Source organism: Aquibacillus halophilus, from assembly GCF_009649745.1.
Classification (GTDB): Bacteria; Bacillota; Bacilli; order Bacillales; family Amphibacillaceae; genus Aquibacillus; species Aquibacillus halophilus.
The window spans coordinates 226,100-244,337 of sequence record NZ_WJNG01000001.1 but is presented as its reverse complement, the minus strand read 5'-3'; the positions used below and the strand labels follow the sequence as shown (position 1 = coordinate 244,337).

Genomic DNA, 18,238 nt, shown 5'->3' with positions numbered 1-18,238 from the left:
CTGCAATAATTCCCCCGAGAACTGAACACCCTCAATCCTTTTAGCGATTTTTCGTTATAAAGAAGGATTACTTTCATTACATATGGAATCATTAAGTAATGAAAGTGGGTGGAACGGATGCAGTTATTACCACAGCTTGCGAAGAAGATTGTCGATGAAGTTCAAGTCATCATGAAGGAGCATGTGATTGTTGTTGATCAAAAGGCAATCATTATTGCATCTACTGATAAAAATCGGATTGGGACTTTCCACGAAGGTGCCAGGCTTGTCATGAAGACAAAGAAAAAGCTCCACATCACTGAAGAAAGTGCTAAAGTTTTAAAGGGAGTTAAGGCTGGAATCAACTTGCCTATTTTTTTTGATGGTAATGTAATTGGTGTCATCGGGATAACTGGTATCCCCTCTGAAATTGAAGGATATGCAGACTTGCTGAGGAAAATGACTGAATTAATGATTAGAGAGGCCTATCATTTTGAACAAAAGGAATGGGAAATGAGAGGGTTAGAGGCATTTTTTTATGAGTGGGTGATTACCAAGGAAGTAGACGAAGCTTTTATTCACCAAGGGCAAATGCTCGGAATACCGATAGGCATCTCATACCTTTGTGTGCTTATGCAAATAGAGTCTAAGCTTGAGCAGCAATCGATAAAGTCTGAAAAGACCAATTGGATGAATAAACAATTTGCTAGCACCCCCGATGATTTCTTCATTAGATGGGGAGAAGGACGTTTTTTGTTATTAAAAAAATATGATGAACAAACCTCTAAATCCTATTTAAAAACCGAATACAAAAGATGGAAGGGATATTTTGAAAAGAAATATGAGTCTAAGTGCTCGATTGGAATTAGTAGCTCAGTAGTAAAATATGATATTAACGTAGCCTATGCAGAAGCAGAAAAAGCATTAAAAGTAGCAAAAAATAAAGGTGGAATTGTTTTCTATGAGGATTTGTTTTTGGATATTATTTTGGAGGAGGTAAGTGATCAAACACGAAGGGAATTTACTGAGAGAGTACTAACGGGCATGGAAGACGACAAACAATTAATAGAAACTCTGAGAACATACCTGCTGAAAAATCAATCAATAAAAGTAACAGCAGCCTCCCTACACATACATTCCAACACACTCCATTATCGCTTAAAGCAGATTAAAGAATTAACTGGCATCGACCCAAGAACTACAGAGGGAATCACCTTATTTTTCGTAGCGCTTTGTTACCTTAGTGAAACAGGTGGAAGCTCTGCTCTGTTAAATTAGAAGGGACGTGTACTCTTAAATGGAGCTACACGTCCTAATTGGTTTACCTACTATTCAATGGTAAAATTTCCTTCTCCGATAAGTTCAGAATCATTTTTGTACATACGTAATATATAATTCCCTTTATCGAATTGTCCATCTGCTTCAACTCTTTGAAATTCATAGAGTAATGTTTCCCACGTTGGATCCACCGTATCAGACCATTGTTGGTAAATTTCTTCACTACCATTGCTTTCTTTTAATACACTGAATTGAATTTCTGTAGTTTCAAAAGGCTCACTAAAGACTGCATCCAACAAAAAATCTTCTTCCTGACTGAAGGTAGATTTCTGTTCTGCAATTCCTTCTTCAAATGTACCTGTTCCAAAAACTATTTCTTCATTAGGTGACTCACTAAACGCATCAGTAATTAAACCACAACCGGATACAATAGACAGAATAAGTATAAGACCAAAAATCTTAAGTGATTTATACAATTTTCACACCCCCTCCTACTTATTTAGTGTACTGAATAGAAAGACCTACTAGTAAATAATATGATTTTACCATAAATCAGTAAAAAAATGGCAAATAATAATTTGAATATTATTGTAGATTCAATTGGAGAAAGCAAATGCTATCTCCCAAATGTGAATTGAAACTCATACAGTACTGGGTTAAATACACTTGAAGCTAACATAAACGCGCACCCAATATTTGAAATGCGCTAAAAATTAATGGTTATGCGTCTTCCGCCACCAGGTATACGCCAATCTCATGTTATATACGCTACTCTTCGGTGGAAATGCGCTCTTATCCGGCTTGAGTGCCCTCTCCAACACTTGGAATGCGCCAAACCTTAATATATATGCGCCCTTTATTAACTTTTATGTGCTTACTCCGTCACGGTATGCGCTCTCTCATACGCCTCCAGCAGTAGATCAACTATATGCACTGCCTGAACTTGATCAGAAAAGCCTTCTCTTTCAATCCCAATCTTCATTTGTAAGAGGCAGCCGGGGTTTGTTGTTACTACGGTTTTGGCGTTGGTTGCCTTGGTTTGTTCCATCTTGTAATCTAGTATTTGCATCGACATCTCTGATTCTACGATATTGTATATCCCAGCAGAGCCACAGCATCTGCCGGCATCCTTCATCTCAACATAGGTTGAGCCCTCAATCGATTCCAGCAATGTTCTTGGTTCCATAAAAGTCTTTTGACCATTTTTCAAATGACAGGAATCCTGGTAGGTTATAATCTGTCCATCTAAAGAGAGGGGTTGTTTATGGAAATCCAACTCTACTAAAACACTTGTCACGTCTTTAATCTTTTTGGAAAAATCCTCTGCACGTTGCTTCCATTCAACATCATCCTTCAATAAATGATCGTAGTCTACTAGAAAAGCTCCGCAGCCACCGGCATTGGTGATGATGTAATCAACCTCTGCATCCTCAAATGCAGCTATATTTCTCTTGGCCATCTGTTTGGCTTTGTCTTTTTCTCCACCATGTCCATGCAAGGCACCACAGCAAGCTTGACTACTGGGAACAACAATCTCACATCCTGCATATTGTAACAGCTTTGTCGTTGAGTTATTTGTTTCCAGAAACATCGTATCCATAAGACAACCAGAAAAAAAGGCAACCTTCTTCTTCTGGGGAGCAATCGCTTCAAAATGCCTTGGTCTGTTCTTCATTTCTTTCTTTGAGGCAACCTTAGGTAATACTTTCTCCATTGATTGTAAGGAATCAGGAAATAACTTCATAAAGCCAGATTTATGGACAACCTTTTGCATGCCAGTTCGTTGATAAAATCCTAATACTCCTGTTACTCCAATCATCCGGTTTGGATGGGGGAAAAGATCATTAAATACTACTCTTCTCAATGCTTTGACCGGCATTGAGGTTTTTTTATTCTGGTAGATAATGTCTCTAGCTTGCTCAAGTAAATGGCCATAGTTAACGTCGGCTGGACATACTGGCTCACAGGCTCGACAGCCAAGACACATATCTAGCGAGCGCTTAACATCATCATCGGGTTCAATTATTCCGTCAACGACACCTTTCATCAAGGCAATTCGTCCTCTAGGGGAGTGAGCCTCATCCTGGCCTGACTCAATGTAGGTTGGGCAGCTTGGCAAACAAAAGCCACATCGCATACAATTTAACAATTCATCATAATCCATTTTTTCCTTAAACTGCTCTTGAATTCTCGTCTTTTCAATTTGCTTCATGACTCGCTCACCACCACTCTTTTACGGGTCGACTTGGTGAAAATCTTACCAGGGTTCATAATGTTGTTTTGATCAAACGCTTGTTTAATGCCGTACATCGCAGCAATACCAGCCTCACCAAGCTTTAAATGTAAGTAGGGAGCCTTCATTGCACCGACCCCATGCTCGCCAGTAATCGTCCCACCAAGCTCAACAGCTTTCTTGAAAATCTCTTCAAATGCTTTTTCAACTCTCTCAATTTCTTCTTCATTTCTAACGTCCGTTAAACAGGTAGGGTGCAGATTGCCATCACCAGCATGACCGAACGTACATATCTCGACGTCATACTTTTCGGCTATTTGGTTGATGGCGCTTACCATTTTAGCAATCTCAGACCTTGGTACCGTCGCATCCTCTAGGATAGTAGTTGGCTTCAGTCGTGCTAGTGCGGATAGAGCAGACCTTCTTGCTGTTCTAAGTGCGTCAGCTTCTTCCTCTGATGCAGCAATCTTAACTTCAACAGCATGATTTTGCTTACACAACTCAGCAATTTTTTCAATATCTTTTTCGACAGTTTCTGGTTCACCATCCTGCTCTATTAATAGAACAGCCTTCACATCGGTAGGCAATCCAATCTTGGCAAAATCCTCGACAGCTTGGATTGTCTTTTGATCCAAAAATTCCAATGTAATCGGAATAATTCGGTTTGCAATAATTTTTGATACCGTTTGGGCAGCTGCATCAAGATCCTCATACAATGCGAGGATGGTTTTCTTGGCCTTTGGCATTGGCAAAAGCTTCAGTGTTGCCTCGGTAATGATACCGAGCGTCCCCTCCGAACCAACAAATAACCGAGTCAAATCATAGCCAGCCACATCTTTGGCAAGCTTTCCGCCAGTACGTATAATGTCTCCGTTCGGCATGACAATCTCAAGCCCCATCACATAGTCCCTCGTGACACCATACTTAAGTCCCCGCAATCCACCAGAATTCTCATTAATGTTGCCACCAATTTGCGAAATCTTCATTGAACTAGGATCTGGCGGATAAAATAACCCCTTAGCTTCGACGCGATTCATCAAATCTAAAGTAATCACCCCAGGCTGGGTAGTAATTGTTAAATTCTCTTCATCAATTTCAAGAATTTGATTCATGTGCTTGAACAAAAGCACAATACCACCCTCAACAGGAGTCGTGCCCGCACTTAGATTCGTTCCGGAACCTCTTGGAACAATTGGAATTTTATATTCATTACAGATCTTAACAATCTCTGATATTTCACCAGTATTGTGAGGAGAAACTATCGCATCAGGCAGCGTCTGGAATTGTGGGGTTGCATCAAAGGAATAGACAAGCTGACTAGCCTTTGAGTCCTGAAAATTTTGGTTTCCAACGATTTGAATTAATTTTTCTTTAATGGCAGTTGATAACATGGGGAGCCACCTTTCATGTAAAAATCTATTTATCTATATTTTGAATATATTACTCCCAAAAATATATGTATGAAAATACAATAACATAAGTATAATTTAATGATTATTTGTGTTTTCATCTAAAAAGGGGGTTCTGCATATAAAGTGTTTTGGTTTGTTTTGATCTAATAAAATAATTTCATTTATCCTTTTTAAGACAATAATAAATAGTACTAATATAGATACTCAATTCCTTGTTGTTTTAACCTTTATAGGATACCTGTAAGCCAATCACCCCTACTACATCATCAAACATTATTGGAGGATTAATTCCCACTTTAACCCCTAATAATGTACGATAATCTTCAGTGATATCTTGTGTAGGATGTGATTGGCATGGCTAAAATAATAGATTAATCTATAGAGTGAGTTGTTGCAGAAATTTAGGTCTATATATTTGTTATTGGGCTAGAGTTAATATCAACTAGTAAAATAGTGTGGGAAGCCATAAAGATAATTGTGGAAAAAGTATAATTAATAGCAATGTAATGGAAAGAACAATGAAATAAGGAAGGACTCCTTTGATTACTTCTTCCATTGGTAAATTCGTTATACTACTAACAAGATATAAGCTCATTCCAACCGGTGGTGTCAGTAGTCCCAACATAAGTGTAAAAATCATCACTATACCAAAATGAATTGGATCAACTCCTGCAGCCGTCAGTGGTGGCAGTAAAATTGGAGTAAATACTAAAATTGCTGCCATTGATTCAAAAATCGTGCCAATTAGTAATAACAGTACTGCTGTAATTAGAAGCATTAGGATAGGATTAGTAGTAATTCCTAAAAACAGCTGTGTAACTTGTAATGAAATTTGAGAAACAGTTAGTGTCCATGCAAAAATCGATGCGGCAGAAATAATAAACATAATAATTGCCGTAGATCTAACAGTTTCTTTAAATGAATCTAGTAAATTAGTCATAGTTAATTTTTTATAAACAAATTTACCTAACACTACAATGTATAAAACGGTGAAGGCTGCTAATTCTGTAGGTCCAAAAAAACCAAACAGTAATCCTCCAATTAGAATGACTGGTGTCATAATAGCGGGGATTGCAAATAAGAATGCGCTAGACAACTCTTTAAAGTTTGTCTTACTTTCATTTTTAGGATATTTATACTTCTTGGCCATGTATGCTATTTGGAGCATTAGTAATCCAGTTAACAATAATGCAGGTATTATTCCAGCTATCAGTAAATGTACCGCCGAAGTTTGAGCTACTACAGCAAAGATTATTAACGGTATACTCGGTGGGAAAATTGGGCCAATAGTTGCCGATGCAGCTGTAATACCAGCGGATGTTCTTTGGTTGTAGCCCGAACTATTCATCGTATGAATAAGCACTTTGCCAATTCCGCCAATATCAGCTAAAGCTGAACCAGATATCCCTGAAAATACAAGACTCGCAAGTACATTTACTTGAGCTAAGCCTCCACGTATATTTCCTACTATGAGAAGAATAAATTTAAATATTCGATCGGTAAGCCCGGATGAGTTCATCAAGTTACCAGCAAAAATAAACAATGGAACTGCTAATAACGTATATGAATTTACCGCATTTATCATCCTATGAGATAGTGAATGGATTGGGATACCTTCTATTGATAAATAAATAACAGCTGGAATAGCCATGCTGAAAGCTAAAGGAAGCCTAATTATGATGAAAAATGCAAAAAGGACTATAATCCAAATACCGCTCATCTATTATCCCTCGCTTCCCTTGTGAAAAACACAATGAATTGTTTAATTATAATTAGCAACATTAAAGTAAAACCAAGGATAGGGGGGATAACAAAGATAATGTAAGGCATACCCATTGCAGGTGTTACTACATCACTTAATTGATTCGTCAGTTTTATTGAGCTGTACAAGAAGAATAGAATAAAAAACAGTGTAACTAAATAATTAAATAACTCAACACCTTTTTGGAGTTTTGCGCTTGCTTTGTTAATTAAAAAATCCATTTTCACATGCCCATGTTCCCTAAAAACTACAGCTGCGCCTAAAAATACTAACCAAAAATTCATATATATAGCTAATTCTCCACCCCAAGAGAAACTATAGTTTAAAACATTCCTAAAAAAGATTTGAAGTAATACAACAATGGTTAAGCCAAGTAAGGAAAATAGACTTAATTTTTCATAAATGTTATTTATCAAATCAATTAAACTATCGAATGTGTTATTATGCGTTTTGTTCATCAAACTTCCTCCATCCCAGAGACTACCAATTTAGTAGCCAAGCATGTGCTTGGCTACTAAATGATAGGTTGTTTAAACCTTATTCAATACTGTTTACTTCATCATAAATATAGCCATACTCATCTGAAAATCTTTCTTGAATTAATTCGGTAATCTGTTGTTCAAATGCATCGACATCTAGACCTTCTTCTTCACCGATAACTTCCATACCTTTTTCTTTAATTTCAGTTAATGCACTAGATTCTATTTCTTTATTCCATTCGATGGCACTGTCTCTTGCTTCATTAGCAGCTTCCATAATTAACTCTTGATCATCTGTGGGTATACTCTGCCATGTTTCTTCATTAATAATAACCCCCGAGCTTGCAATGATATGTCCGGTTAGCATCAGATAGTCTTGTAATTCATAGAGGCTATTGGACACCACAACATCAAGAGGATTTTCTTGGCCATTTACAACACCAGTTTGTAGGGCGGTAGGTACTTCTGACCAATCAACTGGAGTAGCCTCAGCTCCCATACCCTCTACAGTGGTAGTATAAATATCCCAAGGAATCGAACGGATTTTAACATTACTTAAATCATCTGGATGCTTAATTGGTTGATCGGCAGTTAGGTGACGTGTTCCAAAGTAGAAGGTATATAATAATCGAACACCACTTTCTTCAACAAACCTTTCATTTAATGTTTCCATAAGAGGTGAATCCATATCCATAACCCGTGACATGTGATCGACATCCTTAAATAAGTATGGTGTATCTAACGCAGCGAGGTCGGAAAATAGAGAACCGTTGGCAGCCATCGTATTATGGCTAATAGGAATCGTACCTAGTTTTACGCCTTCTGTTATCTCTTGTAAGTTACCTAATTGGCCAGATGGAAAAACTTGAATAGTTACTCGACCATCAGTTTTTTCGCTTACTAGATCGGCAAATTGTTGAGCTTGTCTCCCAGCAACACTTTCTGGTGCATTAGGGTGTGAATATTGGATTTCGATCGGCTCATCAGTTGACTGCTCTTCCTCTTCATTTTGCTCACTTGTTTCATCCCCATTTGTTTGGTCGCCACTCGTATCTTGACCTGATGAATCTTCTGAGCATCCTGCCAATACCAGGAATGAAGCCAATACAATCATTAAAAACATTATCATTTTTTTCAAAAGAAAAACCCCTTTTCTATTATTATAAATTAGCAATAACTGCAAACGTTTTCAATAAAATGTTTTATTAAAACACTTATGATCTAAATAGTTAAGCATTTTCCAAGATAATCTTCTTCTCCAACTTGGCCACCTTTAAGTGCTATTTCTAGACCATCGAATCTTTCATTTTCTGAATAAATTCGACATAATGGCCCGCCAGGATCAATTGGTTTAGTCATTTCTAAACCATATACTTCAAGTTCTTGTGTCAAAAATCCTGATGTATCTCCGCCGGCTATTACAATTCTTTGCAAATCTCTTTCTAATAATATGTCTTTAATAATTTCGCCAAGCTGTTGACCAATAATTTTTCCTGAACTATGGGTATTTAGATTTAGTGATAACATTAGTTCTTTTGTTTGCGTTATTGAAGGATCATCTGGACCAAGTGCAGTATAGATAATAAGACTTTTTCCTGTCTTTAAAATATCGGATGCTTCTTTGTGCACCCTACGTTTAACAGCATCCTTTTTTTCGGGATGTACTAAATCTTGGCTAGGAATTTTTATGCCTTCAAAGCCATTATTTAATGCCCATTCAATCTGTTTATGGGTAACTGGTGAACAACTGCCTGATGCTACCAATAGTTGATTAGTTTTTTTACAATTCAATTGCTTTTTAGTTAATTGTTTAGCAATGCCTATACTGTTCCAGTACTTCCCGAGTGCATACTCTACACCTGATGAACCAACCACGAATTGTTGGGTTTCCAGTGACTCATTCCAAATCAGTTCTCCAGCCTTTAACAAATGCGCATCTTCTAGGGTGTCATACAATAGTACATCTGGTTTCATTTCTATGCGTTTTTGATAGTTTTTGTTTACTGTATCCATATCCCCAGTCATGTCGTTAATATCTAGAAGCTCTATAAAACTAGTTGTCTGTTGTGCTAAGTGTAGGCGTAAGTCAGATTCATTCATTGGAGTAACAGGATGTCTAGACATGGTTGGGTGTCGGTCTAACCGATATGTTGTGTCATCTACACCAACAAACAAATTACCAAACACTGTGTATCGTTTAAGTAAAGGGACCCCTACCAGTAAAGGAATAAATTTTTGATATGGGAAAATTTCTTTACCCATATCGATGACTTTCCCTATACTTCCAACTTTAGGTGAAGAGTCGAAAGTAGAACAGGTTTTGTAATGTACTATCTGAGTATCAAAAGTCATCAATTTTTCTAAGATGGGGCGCAGATCATTTTCCATTTCAGTCGTGTCCATTTGACGACTGACTCCAGCAACCCCAAAACATTGAACATCAGAGAATTTATTATTTAATAAATCTGGTGAAGGAACCTGTAAAAAAAGGACAGTCCTTAGTCCGCTATTTGTTAAAGCTTCCATGGAATCCGTTGATCCAGTGAAGTCATCTCCATAGAAACATAGTTTTAGATTAGGTAATTGCATGACAGTTTCCCTCCTTAACCTTTACCAAATTTAATCAGGGCTTCCTTAAGTTCCTGATTTTTTTCAGCATATTTGTTAAGTGGGATTCCAGCCATTGCTGCTTCCCATCCCTGAATCATACTTCTGAATCCTGCAGCCGGTCCACTTGGATGAGCGTGAATTCCACCTCCAGCAATATTCATTATGTCAATTGTCTTAAGTTTTTCATATGTTACAGGTGCTTGCCCTGCCCACTGTTTGGAAGAAAGTACTGGCAAAGCTTCGTATCCATTAAACATTGGCTTAAGGCAATCACTTACGGATTTGATTACTGACTCGTTCGAATCATAAAATTTACTATTTAGTCCATTAACATGTAAATGGTCAACACCAACTAATCTGCATAACTTTTGGTATGCTGTGAAATCGATACCCAAATAGGGATGACGGGTCATAAGCCCCCACTGATTTCTGTGACCGTGAATGGGTACTTGACTATGCTTCCTTAAATAGGAAAGACCAGAGTATCCAATACTGTTTATACTAACCATGACACAGTTACCACCTGCCTCAACGACAAGATCATGATTATGATGTAAATTTTCGATGTCATCAGTAATATTGAAGGCATACATTGTTTTCTTTCCAGTTATGTCTGCGGCTCTTTCAATTTCTTCCATTACAACTTTAATTCTGTCTTTTAAAGGAGCAAAAGGTGGATTACCATTGATTTCATCATCTTTAATAAAATCAATTCCTGCTAAAGCTAGTTCTCTTACTAAAGGACGCAATTCTTCAGGTTTTAACCCTATATTAGGTTTAATTATCGTACCAATAATTGGACGCTCGGTAACACCTGTTAAACTCCGTGTTCCTTCTATGCCGAATTGAGGACCTAGGTAATTTTCAGTAAAATCAATTGGTAAATCAATATCCATAAGTCTTAGTCCAGAAAATTCCTCTAATTCATAGAGATTACCAGTAATGGTAGCTAATAAATTAGGAATTGATGGTCCGAAGTTATGGTATGGAAAGGACAGGATAACTTCTCCGCGATGATAGTTTGCTATACTTCCATCAGGAACTTTAGCGCCAGGAAGAGAAGGGGAAGAAACGGTTTCTATTTCTTTGATACTTATTATCTCTGCGCCGTGTTCTTGCTTAATTTTTTCTGTTTCCCCCGGCAATGCTAAAAAAGTACCAGTTGATTGTTCACCTGCCATTACTTGAGCAGCATGTTCTAATGAATAGGCTGTTTCAATAAGGTAAGTAGCAATAACTTGTTTTTTCATTACGTAACCTCCAGTCTTGTAAAAGTTAATCCGATTTGCATTACACCAAATAATAAATTTGTTAAGAGGTTACTGTTCCAGCAGAATCTCTTTAAGTTTTTTAAAGCCCTCATCACCACTAGTTAAAACAGGTATTCCAAAACTAGACTCTGGATTTGGATAAGAAAGCTTAAAGACGCTCATTGATAGTTGGGCTAATACTACTTGGTCAATAGCATCTTTTTCCTGAGCTTTTCTAATTTCATTAGCAATTAGCTCATTATGATCAGTAATTCGTCCTTCCCCTAATAAGGAAAATGCTTCCTCAACAACAGCCCCGGAATACTCAAGTGATTCAGATTTACCAAATGCCATTGCTGTTTCCTCTAAGAGTTTTTTGGTATTGTCTACCGTCGTCTGAACCGTTGCGATGATTAAAATTTTTCCGCCAATTCGTACCGCGCTTTCCATTAAAGGCTGGTCGATTGTAATAACTGGTATGCCATAGGGTTCAACGGCCTTTTTAACGGCAGGATAACTCCGGTTCATCGTAGAGCAAGTTACCATAATTGCATCTACACCACCATTAAGTTCTGCAACCTCTGTGGCATAGTTAGAAAAGATCTCTATATTCCGTTGAGGGGGGCATTGTTCCCCTTGTTGAAACGCTTTCATAAAATGCAACTGAACGGCTTCATTTCCTACATTAATTAACTTAACTCCTGGGAGATGTAATCTACCAAAATAGTAACACCAGAGCTGTATCCAGGAAGCAGCGTTAACTAATCCAATTTTTTTGCCGTACAGCCTTTTTTCTTCAGTTTCTTCATCACTTAGTAGTGGGGTGCCTACCATCTTCATATAGTTCTCAAACATCTCCAAAGCATTGAAATCTAAGTAACTCTTCATTTAATCCCTCCATTTCTTAGCAACTTAAAATTTAACCAACATCTGATATACATGTTGTATACCATATATATACTGATTAATTATTTTGAATATTACATCTTTTCTTTGTGAGTGTCAATATAAATCCAACATAATATACATTAGGTATACGAATTGTATATAAGTTTATTGACATTTAGAAGCAAATCGCTAAAAATGTATTATATACAGTCGAAAACGAAAAGGGATGAGACAAGTTGGAAACTTTAACACTAAAAGAAAAAGCATATCAGGAACTAAAAGGTTTAATTCTTACTGGAGAACTCAAGGCAGGAGAATTTTTGACGGAAAGATTATTAGTTGAGAAATTAGAAATGAGTAGGACACCGATACGTTCAGCTTTGGAGAAACTTGAAGTTGAGGGGTTTGTAAGGCAGTCTCCAAAGCAGGGTATTATGGTAGAAAGTATGTCAATTGAAAAGGCAATAAATATTTACGATTTAAGAAGTGCACTAGAATCATACGTAGTAAAACAACTGGCTGAACGAGAAATCGATAAAGATGAAAAAGCAAGAATTAAACAAATACTAGAACAGCAAAAATTATATATGGAACAAGATGATTTTTATAACTTCTCTATTAAAGATTTTGAATTCCACCGGGCATTAGCTGAAATATATGATAACAAAGAAATAATTCACATACTCGATCAAATTGGAGATAAGCTTCGTTTTATAGCAATTACCGTTATGAAAAAGAAGAAAACAAGAATCAACATTGCTTATGAGGAACATTTATTAATAGTAGATCATATTTTTGCCGGAAATGGTGAAAAAGCAGCAAGCGAGTTAACTGAGCATTTTGTGAAAGGGAAACTAATATTAATTTCCTAGGAATGTATTAACGTTTAAGTAGATCGGTGTTGTGGTTTTAACAATTTGGATTGTTCCGCCAAGGTTAAATGCGCTGAATCCGGAAAAAATGCGCCGAACCACTAGCCAATTGCGCTTTTATAGCCGGTACGGGCCTAGCAGATCTGGCTATCGGTGTTAGGGATTTAGTACAAATTACCTATAAAGGATAAATTTGCAAGAAATTACTCCTATTTGATGAACTATTAAGTACCATTAGTGGTTAAGTGATGTCTTAAAAATAGTTAATTTGTCGCTTCATGGTCTAATTAAAGTGTGTTATATTAAAGACAACTGAATAATCGTACGAAAGGGCAAACTCATTGAAAGGTGAGGACGCAAAACTATAGGAGCTAAAGTCTTCCAGACAAAGCTAGCCAGTTACCGAATACTTACATACACCTCCGTGCGATTAAATTATTTTCTGGAGGTTTTTTTGTTGAAATTAATACATCAAATACTATTTAACTATTACTCAACTATTTATCCAAGCTGTCTTGATGAAGAAATCAAAGGCAGGTTAAGAAACAGAATGTCCTATCACCAAACGAAAACTTTAAGTTAGTTTAAGTTGATTTGCAACTAAGTTATATGTGAGAACGTAAAATATGCTAGATAAAGGAGTATCCTTGTCGATCATTAAAACAAGGATACTCCTTTTATTTTAAAATAAAAGATTATTACCAGAAATTTGTCACCTAAACAATGTAAACTTATGATATAATTTCGTTTGTGTATTTAAATCTATTAAACTACTTACTTAATTTAATTTAAATGAAAAAATCAACCGGAGGTACTTGCATGGAAGAAACGATTTCACTGAAGGAAATATTTGAAGTAATTAAAAAGCGTTTGCTACTAATTATCTTGCTCATGGTAGGTGCTGCTGGTATTAGTGCTATAGTAAGCTTCTTTATCTTAACGCCAACCTATGAAGCTAGTTCACAGTTTCTAGTAAAACAAGATGCCCAAGCAAATATGGAATATAATTCTGCAGATATTCGAACTAGTTTAGAACTTATAAATACGTATAACGATATTATAAAAAGTCCAAGGATTTTAGATGTGGTTGCCGAGGAAATCGGTGCTCCGTTATCATCTGAAGCAATCCAAATATCTAGTGGTCAGAATTCTCAGGTTGTAACAGTAACAGTCACAGACACAGACCCTAGCATGGCAGCGGAGATTGCTAATACAACAGTTGAAGTCTTTCAAGATGAAGTGCCAATTCTACTAAACGTGAATAATGTTAATATTTTAACTGAAGCAGTTGTTCCGGCTAATCCGCAGCCTGTCAATCCAAAACCACTTTTAAATATCGCTATTGGACTTGTATTAGGGCTAATGGTTGGTGTTGGTTTAGCATTCTTACTTGAGTATCTGGATAATACAATTAAAAACCAAACGGATATAGAAAATAAATTAGAGCTTCCGGTACTTGGAGTAATTCCTCATATAAAGGAAGATGATATTATAACTAGTCAGTTTAATCCAGCGGTAAAGAAGCGAAGAGGAAGGGGAGATTTTGATGGTCAAAAGAAAAAAACAGTTTAAGAATAATGTCAGGCATCTAATTACAAAATTAAGCCCTCATTCCCCAATATCGGAACAATACCGTACCGTAAGGACTAATCTGCAGTTCTCTCATATCGATGGCGAATTGAAAACAATGCTCGTAACTTCTGCAGGACCTTCAGAAGGTAAGTCATCAGTGACGGCCAATTTAGCTGTTGTCTTTGCGCAACAAGGAAAAAAGGTGTTACTGGTTGATGCGGATTTAAGAAAGCCAACCATTCATTATACCTTTCGAGCAGATAATCGAATTGGGTTGAGTAATGTACTTGTTGGTGAAAGACTTTTAGTGGATTCAGTGATTGCGACAGACATAAAAGACTTAGATATTCTAACCTGTGGGCCAATCCCACCAAATCCGTCGGAGTTATTAGGTTCGAAGGCTATGGAAAAAATGATCCGAGATGCATCAGCGCAATACGATATGATTATATTTGATACACCACCAGTTCTAGCAGTTACCGATGCGCCAATCTTAGCTAACATTTGTGATGGTGTACTAATGGTTGTTCGTAGCAAACAAACAGAGTATGAAGCAGCTCAAAAGGCAAGAGACCTTCTAAAATCTGCTAAAGCCAAGTTGCTTGGTGTTGTCTTAAATGATGTTGAGCAAAAGAAAGATAATTATTATTACTATTATGGTACAAAATAGGAATTCCTTCCTAGGAAACATTTGATCGGATTGATATAGACAAGTTAGTAGAGATTCCCCAACTCGCGAAGAGGGGAATCTCTATTTTTGCTTTTATAAGTTGACCCTTTAATTGAAATGGTAATAAAGTGTTGTAAAAAAATACATTCGACAAAACCTCCCATACATCTTCAAATTTCTTTTGTTATACTCTATTTAGACATTTTTGTTCTATATAGCGTACAGAGAGGTGTGGGGAAGTTGATCGATATACATAGCCATATACTACCAGCGATCGATGATGGTGCAAAACATATGGAGGAAAGTTTGGCAATGGCAAGAACAGCTGCTGATCAAGGTATCCATACGATTATTGCAGCTCCTCATCATATGGATGGTAGGTATCATAATTTTAAAATGGAAGTAATTGAAAATGTGAAAGCATTTAACGAAAGGCTAGTTAAAGAAAATATCCCTGTGACCGTATTATCAGGTCAAGAGACCCGGATGAATGGGGAGCTGATGAGCAGTCTAGAACAAGGTAACTTGCTTCCGCTCGATGAAATCAGTGGGTATCTTTTATTGGAACTACCTACGAATCATGTACCCCGTTATGCTAGTCAACTCGTATTTGAATTACAGATGGGAGGATATCGGCCAATTTTGGCTCATCCTGAACGCAATCGAACATTAATTGAAAGTCCGAATCAGCTTTACAACTTAGTGAAAAATGGGGCGTTTGCATCGATTACGGCAGGCAGTATTGTTGGACAATTTGGCAAAAAAGTACAAAAATTCAGTCATCAACTGATAGAAGCTGATTTAGTTCACTTTGTTGCAACGGCAGCAAAAAATAAAGAAATGGTCTGTTTGAAGGAAGCTTACAAGGAGATAAATAAAACATTCGGAAGAGCTACTATGGATTATTTTATTCAAAATACTAAAATGTTGAAGAGTGGGGATCCGGTGATTGGGCAAGAACCGCACCGAATTAAAAAGAACAAAATCTTCGGAATAATATAGTGAGTCTAAATAACCAATAAAGCTGAGAACGCTTTATTGGTTATTTGTGTCCTTCTTACTATATAATTTCTTAAAAACGACAAAAATCGACATTTAATGCTATTTTATTTCCAACACTACCCTGTTATACTAGTACTATTGTTAATAGAGAAGTAAGGGGGATGTTCAAAATGATTGATATACATAGTCATATTCTACCGCACCTAGATGATGGAGCTAGTCACACAGAAGAAAGTGTAGCCATGGCTAAGGAAGCTGTATCTCAAGGTATTCATACGATTATAGCAACACCCCATCATTTAAATGGCAGATATGAAAACTATAAAACTGACATAATATCACAAGTTAAATCGTTAAATGAAAGATTGCTAGAAGAAAACATCCCCTTAACAGTCCTACCAGGTCAAGAAACACGAATAAATGGACAGATGACTAACGACTTAGAGCAAGGACACCTACTACCACTTAATGAGACAAGTGGATATTTATTTGTGGAACTACCTTCAAACAGTGTTCCTCGTTACACAAGTAAACTCCTTTTTGATTTGCAAGTTCAAGGATATAAACCAATCATTGTTCACCCTGAACGAAATAAAGAGCTAATAGAAGACCCAGACCAATTATATGAATTCGTTAAGAATGGTACGCTGACACAGGTTACAGCTGCGAGTGTAACTGGTAAATTTGGGAAGAAAATACAAAAATTTACACATCGGTTGATTGAAGCCAATCTAACGCATTTTATTGCATCGGATGCACACAACACCACGACTCGTGGTTTTTGTATGCAAGAAGCATATCAAAATATAGAAGAAAACTATGGAAACTCATTTGTTTATTTCTTTAGGGAAAATTCACAGTATTTGATTGATGCAGGTACAGTTGTTGGGGATGTGCCAGAGCGGATAGCGAAGAAGAAGTTTTTAGGGTTGTTTTGATGGGTGAGGGCCACTTTTTTTAAAATTAAGCCTTTCGGCTAATAGTGCATCCATAGTCCCACGAGTCACTTTTAAACTGAGTTTATGGGAATTTTATATGTGAAATGTGCACTTCATTAGAAACTTAGGCTCAGAACAATCCGGGGTACTGATTGCGAAAGTTGTTGTTTTACAAGCTAAATTGACAGAATATTATTTACTATCTGTTTAAAGTACTATATGATTAATTATATGGAAGAAAAATGGAAGTAAATTGAACCTTAAACAACTAGTGAAGAGATATAAACTAAACTTATTTGTATCTTTTCACTAGTTATTTATTATGACTACTTACTATTTGTAACAAACTGGAGGAAAATAAGTATGAAAAAAGTAAGAAAAGCAATTATTCCAGCAGCTGGATTAGGGACAAGGTTTTTACCAGCAACGAAGGCAATGCCAAAGGAAATGCTACCGATTGTAGATAAGCCTACAATTCAGTATATAGTGGAAGAAGCAGTTGCTTCCGGAATTGAAGATATCATCATTGTTACAGGAAAAGGCAAGCGTGCGATTGAGGATCACTTCGACAACAATTTTGAGCTAGAAGATAACCTAATAAAAAAAGGGAAGTTTGAACTGCTTGAAAAAGCGAAGCATCCGGCAAAGGTTGAAATCCATTACATTAGGCAAAAAGAGCCTCTTGGTTTAGGTCATGCTGTCTGGTGTGCGCGTAAATTTATTGGTGATGAACCATTTGCAGTGTTATTAGGTGATGATATTGTCCAAGCAGAAACACCTTGTTTGAAGCAACTGATCAATCAATATGAAGAAACTGGTGGATCAGTTATTGGGGTTCAGCAAGTGCCAGAGGATGAAACGCATCGCTACGGCATTGTAGATCCAAGCAGTCAGAAAGGTCGTCGTTACCAGGTAAAGCACCTTGTTGAGAAACCTGAAAAGGGAACGGCACCGTCTAATCTAGCAATAATGGGTAGGTATATTCTTTCGCCAAAAATATTTAACTTTTTAGAAGCAAAAGATATTGGTGCTGGTGGAGAAATCCAACTTACCGATGCAATCGAAAAGCTGAACAATGACCATGGTGTATTTGCCTATGACTTTGAAGGTAAACGCTATGACGTAGGTGAGAAGTTAGGATTTATTCGAACTACAATTGAATTTGCATTAAATGATAAGGAATTAGGACCAGATGTAGAAAAGATTCTTAGAGAGTTATTAACACAGGAAGTGAAAGGTTAAACTTTTTGTCTGACTAAGAAAAGATGAAAATCCAAGAAAGGAGTCCATTAG

The 18,238-nt window shown here is 36.8% G+C and carries 16 protein-coding genes and 1 riboswitch; of the genes, 7 read left to right on the top strand and 9 right to left on the bottom strand.

Annotation, left to right across the window (positions count from 1 at the left end; genetic code table 11):
- The first annotated feature begins 117 nt into the window (after positions 1-117).
- A complete protein-coding gene (locus GH741_RS01045) occupies positions 118-1,257 on the top strand; it encodes a CdaR family transcriptional regulator (protein ID WP_153734918.1) in 1,140 nt (379 codons plus the stop codon).
- Positions 1,258-1,307: 50 nt separating this feature from the next.
- On the opposite strand, the gene GH741_RS01040 is transcribed toward GH741_RS01045, so the two are convergent.
- From GH741_RS01040 to GH741_RS01000, 9 genes are all read right to left on the bottom strand, one after another.
- Positions 1,308-1,733, bottom strand: coding sequence for a hypothetical protein (locus tag GH741_RS01040; RefSeq protein WP_153734917.1), 426 nt, complete (start codon positions 1,731-1,733; stop codon positions 1,308-1,310).
- 398 nt (positions 1,734-2,131) lie between these two features.
- The gene (locus GH741_RS01035) at positions 2,132-3,469 is read right to left on the bottom strand and encodes a (Fe-S)-binding protein (RefSeq protein WP_153734916.1); all 1,338 of its coding nucleotides are present in this window, start codon (positions 3,467-3,469) and stop codon (positions 2,132-2,134) included.
- Positions 3,466-4,881, bottom strand: coding sequence for a glycolate oxidase subunit GlcD (glcD, locus tag GH741_RS01030; RefSeq protein WP_153734915.1), 1,416 nt, complete (start codon positions 4,879-4,881; stop codon positions 3,466-3,468). The genes GH741_RS01035 and glcD overlap by 4 nt, the downstream gene beginning before the upstream one ends.
- A 463-nt stretch (positions 4,882-5,344) precedes the next feature.
- Positions 5,345-6,622 (bottom strand): TRAP transporter large permease, encoded by a 1,278-nt coding sequence (locus GH741_RS01025; RefSeq protein WP_153734914.1) that lies wholly within the window; start codon positions 6,620-6,622, stop codon positions 5,345-5,347.
- Entirely contained in the window at positions 6,619-7,122 is a 504-nt protein-coding gene (locus GH741_RS01020) for a TRAP transporter small permease (RefSeq protein ID WP_153734913.1), read from the bottom strand. The genes GH741_RS01025 and GH741_RS01020 overlap by 4 nt, the downstream gene beginning before the upstream one ends.
- A gap of 79 nt (positions 7,123-7,201) precedes the next feature.
- Complete coding sequence (locus GH741_RS01015; protein ID WP_240795371.1) at positions 7,202-8,272, bottom strand: TRAP transporter substrate-binding protein; 1,071 nt, start codon at positions 8,270-8,272, stop codon at positions 7,202-7,204.
- A gap of 92 nt (positions 8,273-8,364) precedes the next feature.
- The gene (locus GH741_RS01010) at positions 8,365-9,732 is read right to left on the bottom strand and encodes a four-carbon acid sugar kinase family protein (protein WP_153734911.1); all 1,368 of its coding nucleotides are present in this window, start codon (positions 9,730-9,732) and stop codon (positions 8,365-8,367) included.
- Positions 9,733-9,746: 14 nt separating this feature from the next.
- Entirely contained in the window at positions 9,747-11,003 is a 1,257-nt protein-coding gene (locus GH741_RS01005) for a ribulose-bisphosphate carboxylase large subunit family protein (RefSeq protein ID WP_153734910.1), read from the bottom strand.
- Positions 11,004-11,072: 69 nt separating this feature from the next.
- The gene (locus GH741_RS01000; protein WP_153734909.1) at positions 11,073-11,891 is read right to left on the bottom strand and encodes an aspartate/glutamate racemase family protein; all 819 of its coding nucleotides are present in this window, start codon (positions 11,889-11,891) and stop codon (positions 11,073-11,075) included.
- A gap of 236 nt (positions 11,892-12,127) precedes the next feature.
- Here GH741_RS01000 and GH741_RS00995 point away from each other — a divergent pair, with 236 nt between their 5' ends.
- The 6 genes from GH741_RS00995 (at position 12,128) to galU (ending at position 18,187) form a co-directional block, all read left to right on the top strand.
- Positions 12,128-12,763 (top strand): GntR family transcriptional regulator, encoded by a 636-nt coding sequence (locus tag GH741_RS00995; RefSeq protein WP_153734908.1) that lies wholly within the window; start codon positions 12,128-12,130, stop codon positions 12,761-12,763.
- Positions 12,764-13,084: 321 nt separating this feature from the next.
- Positions 13,085-13,170, top strand: a riboswitch (cyclic di-GMP riboswitch).
- A gap of 412 nt (positions 13,171-13,582) precedes the next feature.
- Positions 13,583-14,335, top strand: coding sequence for a YveK family protein (locus GH741_RS00990; RefSeq protein ID WP_153734907.1), 753 nt, complete (start codon positions 13,583-13,585; stop codon positions 14,333-14,335).
- Positions 14,310-15,005 carry a CpsD/CapB family tyrosine-protein kinase gene (locus GH741_RS00985; RefSeq protein WP_153734906.1) on the top strand — a complete coding sequence of 232 codons (696 nt, stop codon included), beginning with the start codon at positions 14,310-14,312 and terminating at the stop codon, positions 15,003-15,005. Before GH741_RS00990 ends, GH741_RS00985 begins: the two co-directional genes overlap by 26 nt.
- A gap of 240 nt (positions 15,006-15,245) precedes the next feature.
- Positions 15,246-16,007, top strand: a complete 762-nt coding sequence (locus GH741_RS00980) for a tyrosine-protein phosphatase (RefSeq protein ID WP_153734905.1) — start codon at positions 15,246-15,248, stop codon at positions 16,005-16,007.
- 170 nt (positions 16,008-16,177) lie between these two features.
- Positions 16,178-16,945 (top strand): tyrosine-protein phosphatase, encoded by a 768-nt coding sequence (locus GH741_RS00975; protein WP_153734904.1) that lies wholly within the window; start codon positions 16,178-16,180, stop codon positions 16,943-16,945.
- 363 nt (positions 16,946-17,308) lie between these two features.
- Positions 17,309-18,187 (top strand): UTP--glucose-1-phosphate uridylyltransferase GalU, encoded by an 879-nt coding sequence (galU, locus tag GH741_RS00970; protein WP_153734903.1) that lies wholly within the window; start codon positions 17,309-17,311, stop codon positions 18,185-18,187.
- The last annotated feature ends 51 nt before the right edge of the window (positions 18,188-18,238 follow it).